Raw genomic sequence first — 13,044 nt, 5'->3', positions numbered from 1 at the left:
TTCTGTGAATGTCCTATTGTTAGTGGGCTGACCCGGCAAAGGTATGGAACCGCTGGCTGATTAGATGACGCTAATTGGCTGACACGCCGTTTTTGCGAAGTTAATTAGGAGTTTTTAACCTGTTGCAATTTTTGGTAGTACCTATAATTAATTGATGCAATTTGACCGGGCGTGATAATTAGCACTCTTAGCATTAGCGGTTATTGCTGTTCCTGACGGAGAGGATGCGGGGAGGTAAGCCTGCGCCGTTAAGTAAGCGGCGCAGACAGGGATGTGTAAGCAATCGAAAATAAACCATCAGCGAACCAGAGACGCAGAGTAAGCCGTCTATACTTAAAGGGTTTCCTCTGCGAGCACAATTAAGGAGAAGTAATTATGACAAAAAATGCAAAACGCATTTCTGCTACCGTTCTGGCTACCGTTCTTGCGCTCTCGTTGGCAGGGTGCAGCAACTGGTCTAAACGCGACCGCAATACCGCAATTGGCGCGGGCGCAGGCGCCATCGGCGGCTCAGTGCTGACGAACGGCAGCGGTCTCGGCACGATAGGCGGCGCCGCAGTGGGCGGTATTATCGGTCACCAGATTGACTGATATTTAAATAATAATGACAGGCTACGCAGCGCATCTACCATAATAGCGGGGCCGCTCAGTGAGCGGCCCCGCTTTTTCAACCGCCCGCCAGCTTCACCTTAAAACCTTTGGCTTCCAGCAGGCTTTTCAGCGCATCCCGCTTATCGCCCTGAATTTCAATTACGCCCTCTTTCGCCGCACCGCCGCAGCCGCATTTTTTCTTTAGCTCGGCAGCCAGCTTATGCAGATCGGCATCGTCCAGATCGAGACCGGTAATAATGCAAACGCCCTTCCCTTTACGGCCGCTGGTTTGCCGCTGAATGCGCACCACGCCATCGCCTTTCGGCCGTGGCGCTTCGGCTTCCGGCTGGACGATACGCCCGCCGTCGGTGGAATAGACCAGAGGATTTTCTTTACTCATGCCCCCTCCTGCAATGAAGCAAGGATGGCCTGCAGGGTGGCGGATGGATCGGCTGACTGAGTAATCGGACGCCCGATCACCATATAGTCGACGCCCGCCTGCTGCGCCTGTAGCGGCGTCATAATACGACGCTGATCGCCCGCGTCGCTGCCTGCCGGGCGGATACCGGGCGTTACCAGCTGAAACGCCTGGCCCAGCTGCTGTTTCAGCGTTATCGCCTCATGGGCGGAGCAAACCACGCCGTCCAGCCCGCACTGCTGCGTCAAACGCGCCAGCCGCGCCGCATGCTCCGCCGGCGTCGTCGTGATGCCGATATCATGCAGATCGGCGGCTTCCATACTGGTCAACACCGTGACCGCAATTAACAGCGGCGCCTGGGCGCCAAAGCTATGTAACGCCTCGCGGGCGGCCGTCATCATGCGCGCCCCGCCGCTGGCGTGAACGTTAACCATCCAGACGCCAAGGTCGGCCGCGGCGGCCACCGCGTGGGCGACGGTGTTAGGAATATCGTGAAATTTCAGATCGAGGAATACCTCAAAACCGCGCTGATGCAGATCGCGAACCAACTGCGGCCCGAACAGCGTAAACATCTCTTTGCCGACTTTAAGCCGACAGCTACGGGGATCGATACGGTCAACAAAGGCCAGCGCGCGATCGCGATCGGCATAATCCAGCGCCACTAAAACGGGCGAGTCGATGAGGTTTTGAGGTTGAGACATGGCTATTCCTTCAACTTATAAGCGGCGCAAGGCGCAGGAGAAAACGCTGCCATTTTACCTGCGCAACGCGGTGGAAAACAGCCTTAACCCTCTCCCCGCTCCGCCATTCTTTTCCTGCTGCGCCTTTACACCTAAGGCGAGGCGGCCTGGAGTTTTTATTTTTTTAGTATGTTGTAACTAAAAGGCGGTTCACCCACGGCTGATTAGCCCATTGCGGGCGCGGACGGCCTACTGTCCGTCCAGGCCGCGGATTGGCTTAACGGAAGACCAGGCGCGACAGGATGGGCAGTGCCAGTAAAGCGCGTGAGCGGTAAATCCGCATTTTTGGCAGCGGTAGCGCGGCTTGGTACGAATTTGCTCGCCAACCATATCGCGCAGCACCATCAGGCTTTCTTTTGCCCGGCCATCTTCCGCCTCGTGCAGATGGAAATCCATCAGGCGATGAAAAACGCGCATAGTGGGATGGCGCTGCAGCTGGCGGTTTATATAAACCTGCGCCATTTCGGCGCCCTCTTCGCGCTCCAGCACGTCGGCCAGATAAAGCTCGGCCTGCGCGCCGGTATTCTCTTCCACGCAGCGGCGCAGATAGTCGGCCCAGGCCGCCGGCTGCCCCAGATGCTGATAACAACTCTCCAGCATCTCCAGCGTTTCGCTGACCAGCTCTTTATCCTGTTCGATGACGCGCTGCAGATGGTCGGCGGCGCGCGCGTAGTCGCCCTTCGCCATAAAAATACGCCCCATCATAATAGAGACGCGGGCGCTCTGCCGATCGGCGGCCTCCCCCTTTTTCAACAGGTTCAGGGCGCGATCGAGATCGTCGCTGCTCATCGCCTGCAGCGCCAGCTCACAATAAAAGTGCGCGATCTCCATTTGGTGACGGTCTTTCCCCAGCTTAACCAGCTTTTCCGCCGTGTCGATGGCTTTCTGCCACTCGCTGGTCGCCTGATAGATCAATAACAGCTGCTGCAGCGCACTAAGGCGAAAATCGGTTTCATCCGTCAGCTGGCCGAACATCTCTTCGGCACGATCGTAAAGCCCCGCCGCCATATAATCGCGTCCCAGCTGCTGTACCGCCAGCAGCCGCTGCTCATAGTTCAGCGACGCGCTTTCCATCAGCGACTGGTGGATACGAATAGCGCGATCGACCTCGCCGCGCGAACGGAACAGATTGCCCAGCGTCAGGTGCGCCTCTACCGTGCCGCTATCCTCTTTCAGCATATCAAGAAAGAGATCCACCGCTTTGTCTTGCTGGTTTGACAGCAGAAAGTTTACGCCTGCGACATAGTCACGCGACAGGCGGTTGGCTTCCTGCTGTTTATCCTGCTGCGCACTTCTGCGCCCCATGTACCAGCCATAGGCCGCGGCCACGGGCAGTAACAGAAACAGCAGTTCCAACATGAAAAATTATTCCTTGACGGCAGTCGACGGCGACGGGGTTACGCTTTCAGTCTGTACCGTCTGCTGCTGCAGACGCTTCAGCTTACGCTGCGCATTTGCCAGCGCCACGCGCACCCGCAGCCAGAAGAGGCCGCAAATTGCCCAACCCAGTACAAAACCGGCGCCGAACAGCGAAGCCAGCAGCGTGGAAATACGGTATTCGCCCTGTGCAATCAGGTAGTTAAAGGTCACCACCTGGTCATTATGAGTACCGAGCGTAACGGAGATGATAAATATCACCAGAACCAATAAAAAGATCAGTAAATATTTCACATGTCATCCTGTAATTCGGTGTAAGCCAAAAGATTATGCCAAAAATGTTATAACGATGCTTGATCAGAAATCGTCTTAACTTAGCACGATGATAGATAGCCTGTTCTTCTGTTTCATTTATGGGGCCTGAAAGGCGCTTTGCAATCAGGATTTTTTCTCCTGCTCGCGCTGGACGATCTCCTGCTGCTCATCAGGAGGAATCGTCAGCGGTCCGCACAGCCGCTGCGTCAGCCAGCTGGCCAGCGTCACCAGCAGCCAGCTGATCCAGGTCGCCACCAGCAGATCGCGCGGCCAGTGCATCCCCAGCAGCACCCGGCTTCCCATTACCGCTGCGGCCCATATCATTAATACCCAGACGGTTTTCAGATGGCGGCGCGGCCATAGCAGGCCGATTCCCAGCAGCGCCCAGCTGGCGGCGAACATGGTATGCCCGGAAGGAAAAGCAAAACCCGTTTCAAACGCCCAGTGGCGCTTCAGCCATGAGGGAATATGGTTATCATCGGCGACCAGCTGCTGCACCATCGCGCCGCGCGCCTGACGATCCAACTGATAGAAGCGATCGCCCGGAATGTTGTGCGTCTTCTCCAGCCAGAGCACATAAGGGCGCGGCTCCTGCACCAGCGTTTTAATAAATGACTTGGCATACTGACCTGCCAGAATAGCCGATACCATGATCGCCAGCAAAAGCAGCGCCGGCTTCAGGCGAAAGCGCAGGCACCAGAGAAACCAGGCGCACAGGATCGCGCTGGTGAGAATGCCCCATGGGCGCGTCACGGTTTCCGTCATCCAGAACAGAAAGCGCAAGCCCGGCCCGCTGGCGCCGGGCTGCCACTGCCAGCCGGAAAGCCATATGGCAAGCGGCATTAGCGACAGTAACAGCGCGCCTAACGCCGTGCGTTTTGCTATCTCCAGCATGTTTCTTCCTTATAGTTATTGAAAACTGCCGTTTGGAATTTAATAATAGCTTAGAAATTAACAACATAACCAGAACAACATGGATAATCGTGCGTTATCGCATCAATCGTCACGTCGTATTACCTGTATTCGGACGGGTTATGGCAAAATAGTTCACAATATTTTCGGTCAGCTGACCAATACGCGCTAGCTTGATGATAGCGCAACCTAAGATGGTTCTGGAGAGTCACATGCAGCTTAAACGGGTGGCAGAAGCTAAACTGCCCACGCCCTGGGGCGACTTCCTCATGGTGGGATTCGAAGAATTGGCTACCGGCCACGACCATGTCGCGCTGGTATTTGGTGATATCAGCGGCAGCGAAGCCGTGCTGGCGCGCGTTCACTCTGAATGTTTGACCGGCGATGCGCTGTTCAGCCTGCGCTGCGACTGCGGCTTTCAGCTGGAGGCGGCGCTGAATGCGATTGCGGAACAGGGCCGCGGCATTCTGCTTTATCATCGTCAGGAGGGCCGTAATATCGGCCTGCTGAACAAGATTCGCGCCTATGCGTTACAGGATAAGGGCTACGACACCGTTGAAGCTAATCATCATCTGGGCTTCGCCGCTGACGAACGTGATTTTACGCTGTGCGCAGATATGTTTAAGCTGCTGGGCGTGGACGAAGTTCGCCTGCTGACCAACAACCCGCGTAAAGTAGAGATCCTCAGCGAGGCCGGCATTAATATCGTTGAGCGCGTGCCGCTGATTGTCGGGCGCAACCCGAAAAACGCTCACTATCTTGATACCAAAGCGGAAAAAATGGGCCATCTGCTGCCCAAAGCGTGACGGATAAAAAAGCCGGGTTTCTCTACCCGGCTTTTTTCTCAGTTCAGCATATTGCGAATAACATAGTGCAGGATGCCGTCGTTCTGGTAATAGGTCAACTCGTTGCCGGTATCGATGCGGCAGCGGGTCGCCAGCTCTTGCTGGCTGCCATCAGGGCGCGTTAGCGTTACCTTCACCGTGCCGCCAGGCTGCAGTGCCGCCAGGTTTTCTATATCAATCCGCTCATCGCCGGTCAGCTGCAACGTTTTGCGGGTAACGCCCTGCGGAAACTCCAGCGGCAAAATTCCCATGCCGATCAGATTCGAGCGATGAATACGCTCAAAGGATTCGCAGATGACCACCCGCACGCCAAGCAGGCGCGGTCCTTTCGCGGCCCAGTCACGGCTCGATCCGGAGCCATACTCTTTGCCGGCAATTACCGCCAGCGGCACGCCCTGCTGCTGCCAGGCCATCGCCGCATCATAGATAGAGAGCGGTTCGCCGCCCGCTTCCAGTCGCGTCATGCCGCCCTCCACGCCGGGCACCATCTCATTACGGATACGGATATTGGCGAAGGTGCCCCGGACCATAACCTCATGGTTGCCGCGCCGCGAGCCATAGGAGTTGAAATCGGTACGCTCGACGCCGTGCGCCAGCAAATAGCGTCCTGCCGGGCTTTCCGCCTTAATGCTGCCCGCCGGGGAGATATGGTCGGTAGTAACCGAATCGCCCAGCATCGCCAGAATGCGCGCTCCCCTGATATCCGCAACCGGCCGCGGCGTTTTCTCCATTTCATCAAAAAATGGCGACAGGCGAATATAGGTCGAGCCTTCATCCCAGTCGTAGGTGGCCGCCTCGCTGACGCTAATCTGTTGCCATTCCGGCGTGCCGTCAAAGACCTCCGCATATTCTTTCAGGAACATATCGCTGGAAACCTGCTGCACCGCCGCGGTGATCTCCTCCGGCGAAGGCCAGATATCGCGCAGGTATACCGGCTTACCGCTGTGATCTTCGCCGATGGCATCGGTTTGCAGATTGATATTCATATTTCCCGCCAGCGCATAGGCCACCACCAGCGGCGGCGAAGCCAGCCAGTTAGTTTTAACCAGCGGATGGATACGTCCCTCAAAATTTCGGTTGCCCGACAGCACGGCGCCGACGGTCAGGTCGCCCTGCCTGATGGCGTTTTCGATATTTTCCGGCAGCGGGCCGGAGTTGCCGATGCAGGTAGTACAACCGTAGCCCACGAGGTTAAAGCCCAGCTTATCCAGCCAGGGCGTCAGACGCGCGGTGGCCAGGTAGTCCGATACCACTTTAGAGCCGGGCGCCAGCGATGCCTTAACCCAGGGTTTACGCTGTAAGCCAAGCGTCACCGCTTTTTGCGCCAGCAGGCCGGCGGCCATCAACACGCTGGGGTTAGAGGTATTGGTACAGGAGGTGATAGCGGCGATAACTACCGCGCCATCGCTCAGCTCATGCTGCTGTTCGCCGTCGTACCAGGCAACCGGGCGGTGCGCTTTTTGCGCATGGTTGACTTCCAGCTCGTTGCTCTGTTGAAAAGCCTGCGGCACCGCTCCCAGCGCAACGCGATCCTGCGGACGCTTCGGTCCGGCAATGCTCGCCTCAACCTCATCCATATCCAGTTCCAGCGTGCTGGTGAAAACCGGCGCATCGCCCGGATTACGCCACAGCCCCTGCGCCTTCGCATAGGCTTCCACCAGCGCCACCTGTTCGCTGCTTCTGCCGGTCAGTTTCATATAGCCAAGCGTCACGCCGTCAATGGGGAAGAAGCCGCAGGTGGCGCCATACTCCGGCGCCATATTAGCGATGGTCGCCCGATCGGCCAGCGGCAGATCGTCCAGCCCGTCGCCGTAAAACTCGACAAACTTGCCGACCACGCCATGCTTACGCAGCATTTGGGTAACGGTCAGCACCAGGTCAGTCGCCGTGATGCCGGGACGCAGCTTGCCGGTCAGCTTAAAGCCCACAACGTCCGGGATCAGCATCGATACCGGCTGTCCAAGCATTGCGGCTTCCGCCTCGATGCCGCCTACGCCCCACCCCAGCACGCCGAGGCCGTTAATCATGGTGGTATGCGAATCAGTGCCGACCAGCGAATCCGGCCAGGCAAAGCGTTTGCCTTCCTGTTCTTCGTGCCACACCGCTTTACCGAGATACTCCAGGTTCACCTGATGGCAGATGCCGGTGCCGGGCGGCACCACACGGAATTTATCAAACGCCTTCTGCCCCCAGCGCAAAAAGACATAGCGCTCGTGGTTACGCTCCATTTCAAGGCGTACGTTTTCTTCAAACGCGTCATCATCGCCGAAACGATCGACGGTAACGGAGTGGTCAATCACCAGATCGACCGGCGACAGCGGATTAACTCTGGCTACTTCGCCGCCGAGACGCTTCACCGCTTCACGCATAGCGGCCAGATCCACTACCGCCGGTACGCCGGTAAAATCCTGCATCAGCACGCGCGCGGGGCGCCAGGCGATTTCGCGATCGGCGTGAGCGTTTTTTTGCCAGTCAGCCAGCGCCTGAATATCTTCAGCGGTAACGGAGCTTCCATCCTGCCAGCGCAGCAGGTTTTCCATTAATACTTTAAGGGTTTTCGGTAAGCGGGAGAGATCGCCCAGCTGCTGAGCGGCACGTGAAAGGCTATAGTAATAATAGCGCTGCCCGTCAACGTCCAGTGTCTCCTGGCTGATATCTCGCAGAGATAACGACATAGCTCCTCCTTTTTATAGCGTTCTTAATAACCTGCCAGACGGCAAGGTCTCCGTTAAAGATAGTACAAACCAAAGTTAACGTTTTGATAACAACACTAATCAACACATCGTCGTTGCAAGCAATGTGCAGAGGCGGCGCAGGAAAAACAAAACGCCCCGCGGTAAACCAACGGGGCGCCAGATAAACAAGGGGTAAAGCTGAGAGAGGTTACTGCATAAACAGCCAGACGGCAGCCATCCAAACCAGCAGTGAATAGGCGGAAGCACTACAAAATGAGAACAGAGAAATATTCATCATCACCTCTCAGGTCGATTTCCGATTCATTAAGACACAGAACATCGAATCTATTTAAGTCGCTAAATAGATTCTGCCGAATGCCGGGTTGGTTAAATCTTTCAGGCGGTTAAAACGCCTCGATCGTGTCACCGATCAACAGGAAGGAATGATTGAGCAGTTATTTTTAATAACTTATTTACCGACAGTAACTGTGGTTTATTTGTTGTTACTGTCCATCATTAATTCAATAAAGCTGCGCTGAGCGTCGCTAAGCGCCCACTCTTGCGGGATCGCCACTTTTTCCTGCGGCTTGGGCGTGCAGCTGCCCGTTTTTAATTTGCGGACCGGCTGCGTTTTAATACGCACTGCTTGTTCCCACATAATTAACTCCACAATTGCCAAACCAGTAATGCAACAGCAATCCAGAACAGGCCGGAAGCAGCAAAGACTGCCAACCAGGCTTTACGACGAAGGCTCATTCCGCTGCGTGCTACGTTATTTGTGCCGCTCTGTACGCCAGGTTGTACTGATATTCTCATAGCCATAGTTTTTGATAATCACTCTCAATAAAATGATTGTTAACACCAATCAGCTTTTAGGAGAAATCCTAAACATTTTAAGACCAAAAATCCAGCTATTTTTGTTGAGTTCAACGATTAGTACAATTTATCGTTGCCCTAAATACTTATCAATATAATTTATCAAACCTGTCAAAGGCGCATCTCTCCTTAAGTCAAATATTGCACAAAAACCCACAAACCGATCCAGTGAATAACAGACAAAAACAACTTCATACTGCCTGCCGCCTGCGCTTACGGCTCGCTTTAAGTTGAGTATGAGAATAGTCCTGGCACTCTGCAAAAGCGCCCGCATAAAAATGTGTTCTGTTTCTCATTTAATTAATAACAATAAAAAAACATGTGATGAATGTTTCATTTACAGCAAAATGATCATAAAGATTCTGTAAAGTGTGCAATTGGCTGGTATTAAAGCAAAAAGGCCGCCGCAGCGACCTTATTTCCCTTTTATTTATGTGGTTTATTATTTGAACGGCAGACGGATATCTTTAAACATTGCTTCAATATCTTCATTAGAACGCAAAGCAACCGCGGTATCCACCACGTCACGCGTCAGATGCGGCGCAAAACGTTGAATGAAATCATACATGTAGCTGCGTAAAAAAGTGCTGCGCCGGAAGCCGATTTTGGTGGTGCTGTTGGTGAAAATATCGGCAGCCTCGATACGAACTAAATCGGGATCGGAAACCGGATCTACCGCCATGCTGGCAATCACCCCTACCCCCAGCCCTAACCTGACATAGGTTTTGATAACGTCGGCATCGGTAGCGGTAAAAACGATGCGCGGAGAGAGCCCGGCCCGATTAAAAGCGGTATCCAGCTCAGAACGCCCGGTAAAGCCAAAGGTATAGGTAACCAGCGGGTACTCCGCCAGCTCTTCGATAGCGATCGCCTTTTTGCTCGCCAGCGGATGATCGGGCGTCACCACGATCGCCCGGTTCCAGTGGTAGCAGGGCAACATAATCAGATCGTCATACAGATGCAGCGCTTCAGTAGCGATGGCGAAATCGGCATTGCCCTTGGCTACCGCTTCGGCAATTTGCGTTGGCGATCCCTGATGCATATGCAGCGACACGCGCGGATAGCGCTCAATAAAGCCCTTGATGACGCCCGGCAGCGCATAGCGCGCCTGCGTATGGGTGGTGGCGACATACAGCGATCCTTTATCGGGCCAGGTATGCTCGCCCGCTACCGATTTAATCGCCTCTACTTTGGAAAGCACTTCACGGGCGATACGGATAATCTCTTCGCCGGCGGGCGTTACCTGGGTTAAATGCTTGCCGCTGCGGGCAAAGATTTGGATGCCCAGCTCATCCTCCAGCATACGCACCTGCTTACTGATGCCCGGTTGCGAAGTATAAAGCCCTTCCGCCGTTGAGGAGACGTTCAGATTGTGATTGACCACTTCCACGATATAACGCAGCTGCTGTAATTTCATGTCATTCATCCCGATGATAAAGCCACGCGCCGAACCCGTGCGCAGCCGGGAAGAGATCCGCAAGGAAGGCGCTTAACGAACGGGTATCGCGTTAGGAAAATTCAGAAGGTGATACTATAACCACTATAACATTTTTCAATCTGATGTATAGCTTTTAGCTATAAGGCGGAGGGAGAAAAGGCCGATAATGTTATCGCCCCCGCAATAAATAAAGGCCAGTCAAAGACTGGCCTCTGGTCATTAAGACAACGTTACTTTTCCGTTATGCGCCACGCGCCGTCAACGAAGAAAGCCGACCAGCCGGTCGCCTTGCCATCTTTTTCGGAGCTGACGTACTGCTGTTTCGTTTTACGGCTAAAGCGCACCAGCGTTTTATTGCCTTTATCGTCGGTAGCAGGCGCATCGGCAAGATAGCGCAGCTTCTCCGGCAGACGATCGCGAAAGCGCTGTAGCTCCTCCACCAGCGGCGCGCGGGTTTCACGCGATTTAGGGAAGGTGTTGGCCGCGAGGAATACGCCCGCCGCGCCGTCGCGCAGCACGAAATAGGCGTCCGATTTCTCACACGGCAGCTCCGGCAGCGGCACCGGATCTTCCTTCGGCGGCGCAACTTCGCCGTTACGCAGGATTTTGCGCGTGTTTTTACACTCTTCGTTGGTGCAGGCCATATACTTGCCGAAACGTCCCATTTTCAGGTGCATTTCAGAGCCGCATTTTTCACATTCAACGATCGGACCATCATAGCCCTTGATACGGAATTCACCCTGCTCGATTTCGTAACCGTCGCAGCTGGGGTTATTACCACAGACGTGCAGCTTGCGATGATTATCGATCAGGTAGCTATCCATCGCCGTACCGCATTTCTGGCAGCGGCGGCGCGCGCGCAGCGCGTTGGTTTCCGCATCATCGCCTTCCAGAATATTCAGCACTTCATTTTCCGGAATCAGGTTGATGGTCTGCTTACAGCGCTCTTTCGGCGGCAGCGCATAGCCGGAACAGCCAAGGAACACGCCGGTACTGGCGGTACGGATCCCCATTTCCCGCCCGCAGGTCGGGCAGTCGATAGAGGTCAACACCATCGGGTTCGGCTGCATGCCGCCCTCTTCCGGATCTTTTTCCGCCTGATCCAGCTGCTTGCTGAAATCAGCAAAGAAGTGATCCAGCACCGCCTTCCACTCGGCCTGCTCATTCGCCACTTGGTCGAGGCTGTCTTCCATATGCGCGGTGAAATCGTAGTTCATCAGCTCGCGGAAATTCTCTTCCAGGCGATCGGTCACGATTTCGCCCATCTTTTCAGCATAGAAACGGCGGCTTTCCACGCGCACGTAACCACGATCCTGGATGGTGGAGATAATCGACGCGTAGGTGGATGGCCGCCCGATACCGCGTTTTTCCAGCTCGCGCACCAGCGAAGCTTCGCTGAACCGCGCCGGCGGCTTGGTAAAGTGCTGGCTGGGATTGAGCTGCTGCAGGCTCAGTTCGTCGCCTGGCTCAACCGCCGGTAAAATACGATCCTCATCGCCTTTGCGCAGCGCCGGCATAACTTTGGTCCAGCCGTCGAAACGCAGAATACGCCCTTTGGCCTTCAGCCTGAACTCGCCGGCGGCCACCGTCAGCGTGGTAGAGTCATACTGCGCCGGCACCATCTGACAGGCGACAAACTGACGCCAGATCAGCTGATACAGCTTCTGCGCATCCGCTTCCATATCCTTCAGCTGTTCAGCCTGAATGGTAACGTCGGAAGGACGAATGGCTTCGTGCGCTTCCTGCGAGTTCTCTTTGCTGGCGTAAGCGTTAGCGCTTTTCGGCAGATACTTCTCGCCGAAGGTGGATTCGATATAGCCGCGCGCCATCGCAACGGCATCCTGGCTCAGGTTGGTTGAATCGGTACGCATATAGGTGATATGCCCCGCTTCATACAGCCGCTGCGCCAGCGCCATGGTTCTTTTCACCCCAAAGCCCAGACGGGTGCTGGCCGCCTGCTGCAGCGTCGAGGTGATAAAGGGCGCGCCCGGTTTGCTGCTGGTTGGCCGGTCTTCGCGATCTTCCACGCGAAAACGCGCTTTTTCCAGCAGGCTGACCGCCGCCTGCGTCTGCTCTTGATTAACCGGACGGAACGGCTTATCGCCCTGATGCGTGACCTGCATCGGCAGATCGCTGCCCTTCGGCGTGGTGAGATCGGCGCTCAGCTCCCAATACTCTTCCGGCACGAACGCCTTGATTTCGCGCTCGCGCTCCACCACCAGCCGTACCGCGACGGACTGCACGCGTCCGGCAGAAAGGCCGCGGGCGATTTTCTTCCACAGCAGCGGCGAAACCATATAGCCCACTACCCGGTCCATAAAACGGCGCGCCTGCTGGGCGTTAACGCGGTCGATATTCAGTTCGCCCGGCTTTTCAAACGCCTGACGAATCGCGTTTTTGGTGATTTCGTTGAACACGACGCGGCTGAAGCGTTTGTCATCGCCGCCGATCACCTCCCGCAGGTGCCAGGCAATGGCTTCCCCTTCGCGGTCAAGGTCAGTGGCGAGATAAACATGATCGGCTTCCTGCGCCAGCGCTTTTAGTTCAGAGACAACCTTCTCTTTACCGGGCAAAATTTGATAGTCAGCTTTCCAGCCGTGCCAGGGATCGACGCCCATACGGCTAACCAGCGCCGTCTTTTCATCTTTTTTGCCTTTTTTGGCTGGTTTAGCGTCAGCGCTCTTTTTCACCGTCGAGCCACTGGTCGGCAAATCACGTATATGACCGACGCTGGATTTCACCACGTAGTCTTTACCGAGATATTTATTGATCGTTTTGGCCTTTGCCGGGGACTCGACTATTACGAGAGCTTTACCCATATTTACCTTTACCTGATGAATACGTCCGAATGTAATGA

Annotated in this window: 12 protein-coding genes; 2 read left to right on the top strand and 10 right to left on the bottom strand. The window is 55.1% G+C overall.

Going from position 1 to position 13,044, the window contains the following annotated elements:
- The first annotated feature begins 375 nt into the window (after window positions 1–375).
- Window positions 376–591, top strand: a complete 216-nt coding sequence (gene osmB, locus FKM52_RS06860; RefSeq protein WP_141175451.1) for an osmotically-inducible lipoprotein OsmB — start codon at window positions 376–378, stop codon at window positions 589–591.
- A 76-nt stretch (window positions 592–667) separates the two neighbouring features.
- Here osmB and yciH read toward each other — a convergent pair whose 3' ends face one another.
- The 5 genes from yciH to pgpB form a co-directional block, all read right to left on the bottom strand.
- The gene (gene yciH / locus FKM52_RS06855; protein ID WP_141175450.1) at window positions 668–991 is read right to left on the bottom strand and encodes a stress response translation initiation inhibitor YciH; all 324 of its coding nucleotides are present in this window, start codon (window positions 989–991) and stop codon (window positions 668–670) included.
- Complete coding sequence (gene pyrF, locus FKM52_RS06850; RefSeq protein ID WP_141175449.1) at window positions 988–1,710, bottom strand: orotidine-5'-phosphate decarboxylase; 723 nt, start codon at window positions 1,708–1,710, stop codon at window positions 988–990. The genes yciH and pyrF overlap by 4 nt, the downstream gene beginning before the upstream one ends.
- Window positions 1,711–1,938: 228 nt before the next feature.
- Window positions 1,939–3,108: a lipopolysaccharide assembly protein LapB gene (gene lapB / locus FKM52_RS06845; RefSeq protein ID WP_141175448.1), complete on the bottom strand. Its 1,170-nt coding sequence runs from the start codon at window positions 3,106–3,108 to the stop codon at window positions 1,939–1,941.
- Between the two features lie 6 nt (window positions 3,109–3,114).
- Complete coding sequence (locus FKM52_RS06840; protein WP_141175447.1) at window positions 3,115–3,420, bottom strand: LapA family protein; 306 nt, start codon at window positions 3,418–3,420, stop codon at window positions 3,115–3,117.
- A gap of 144 nt (window positions 3,421–3,564) precedes the next feature.
- The gene (pgpB, locus tag FKM52_RS06835; protein ID WP_141175446.1) at window positions 3,565–4,335 is read right to left on the bottom strand and encodes a phosphatidylglycerophosphatase B; all 771 of its coding nucleotides are present in this window, start codon (window positions 4,333–4,335) and stop codon (window positions 3,565–3,567) included.
- A 230-nt stretch (window positions 4,336–4,565) separates the two neighbouring features.
- On the opposite strand from pgpB, the gene ribA reads away from it, so the two are divergent.
- Window positions 4,566–5,159, top strand: a complete 594-nt coding sequence (ribA, locus tag FKM52_RS06830) for a GTP cyclohydrolase II (protein ID WP_141175445.1) — start codon at window positions 4,566–4,568, stop codon at window positions 5,157–5,159.
- 38 nt (window positions 5,160–5,197) lie between these two features.
- Here the strand turns inward: ribA and acnA are convergent, their stop codons facing one another.
- The 5 genes from acnA to topA all read right to left on the bottom strand — a co-directional run bounded on the left by acnA (window position 5,198) and on the right by topA (window position 13,006).
- The gene (gene acnA, locus FKM52_RS06825; RefSeq protein ID WP_141175444.1) at window positions 5,198–7,873 is read right to left on the bottom strand and encodes an aconitate hydratase AcnA; all 2,676 of its coding nucleotides are present in this window, start codon (window positions 7,871–7,873) and stop codon (window positions 5,198–5,200) included.
- 493 nt (window positions 7,874–8,366) lie between these two features.
- Window positions 8,367–8,531, bottom strand: a complete 165-nt coding sequence (locus tag FKM52_RS21655) for a hypothetical protein (RefSeq protein ID WP_160250192.1) — start codon at window positions 8,529–8,531, stop codon at window positions 8,367–8,369.
- 2 nt (window positions 8,532–8,533) lie between these two features.
- The gene (locus FKM52_RS06820; protein WP_377091407.1) at window positions 8,534–8,689 is read right to left on the bottom strand and encodes a YmiA family putative membrane protein; all 156 of its coding nucleotides are present in this window, start codon (window positions 8,687–8,689) and stop codon (window positions 8,534–8,536) included.
- Window positions 8,690–9,191: 502 nt separating this feature from the next.
- On the bottom strand, window positions 9,192–10,166 hold the full coding sequence (gene cysB, locus FKM52_RS06815; protein ID WP_141175442.1) for an HTH-type transcriptional regulator CysB: 975 nt from the start codon (window positions 10,164–10,166) through the stop codon (window positions 9,192–9,194).
- A gap of 251 nt (window positions 10,167–10,417) precedes the next feature.
- Window positions 10,418–13,006, bottom strand: a complete 2,589-nt coding sequence (gene topA, locus FKM52_RS06810; protein WP_141175441.1) for a type I DNA topoisomerase — start codon at window positions 13,004–13,006, stop codon at window positions 10,418–10,420.
- Window positions 13,007–13,044: the final 38 nt, after the last annotated feature.

Origin of the sequence: Mixta tenebrionis, from assembly GCF_006517625.1 — a bacterium.
Taxonomy (GTDB): domain Bacteria; phylum Pseudomonadota; class Gammaproteobacteria; order Enterobacterales; family Enterobacteriaceae; genus Mixta; species Mixta tenebrionis.
The sequence above is the reverse complement of the archived record's forward strand: the minus strand, read 5'-3'. Positions and strand labels throughout refer to the sequence as shown.

Coding starts and splice junctions, on each gene's coding strand:
- pyrF (WP_141175449.1), bottom strand. CDS start 1,710: ATGTCTCAACCTCAAAACCTCATCGACTCGCCCGTTTTAGTGGCGCTG.
- yciH (WP_141175450.1), bottom strand. CDS start 991: ATGAGTAAAGAAAATCCTCTGGTCTATTCCACCGACGGCGGGCGTATC.
- FKM52_RS06820 (WP_377091407.1), bottom strand. CDS start 8,689: ATGAGAATATCAGTACAACCTGGCGTACAGAGCGGCACAAATAACGTA.
- lapB (WP_141175448.1), bottom strand. CDS start 3,108: ATGTTGGAACTGCTGTTTCTGTTACTGCCCGTGGCCGCGGCCTATGGC.
- FKM52_RS21655 (WP_160250192.1), bottom strand. CDS start 8,531: ATGTGGGAACAAGCAGTGCGTATTAAAACGCAGCCGGTCCGCAAATTA.
- pgpB (WP_141175446.1), bottom strand. CDS start 4,335: ATGCTGGAGATAGCAAAACGCACGGCGTTAGGCGCGCTGTTACTGTCG.
- topA (WP_141175441.1), bottom strand. CDS start 13,006: ATGGGTAAAGCTCTCGTAATAGTCGAGTCCCCGGCAAAGGCCAAAACG.
- osmB (WP_141175451.1), top strand. CDS start 376: ATGACAAAAAATGCAAAACGCATTTCTGCTACCGTTCTGGCTACCGTT.
- cysB (WP_141175442.1), bottom strand. CDS start 10,166: ATGAAATTACAGCAGCTGCGTTATATCGTGGAAGTGGTCAATCACAAT.
- ribA (WP_141175445.1), top strand. CDS start 4,566: ATGCAGCTTAAACGGGTGGCAGAAGCTAAACTGCCCACGCCCTGGGGC.
- acnA (WP_141175444.1), bottom strand. CDS start 7,873: ATGTCGTTATCTCTGCGAGATATCAGCCAGGAGACACTGGACGTTGAC.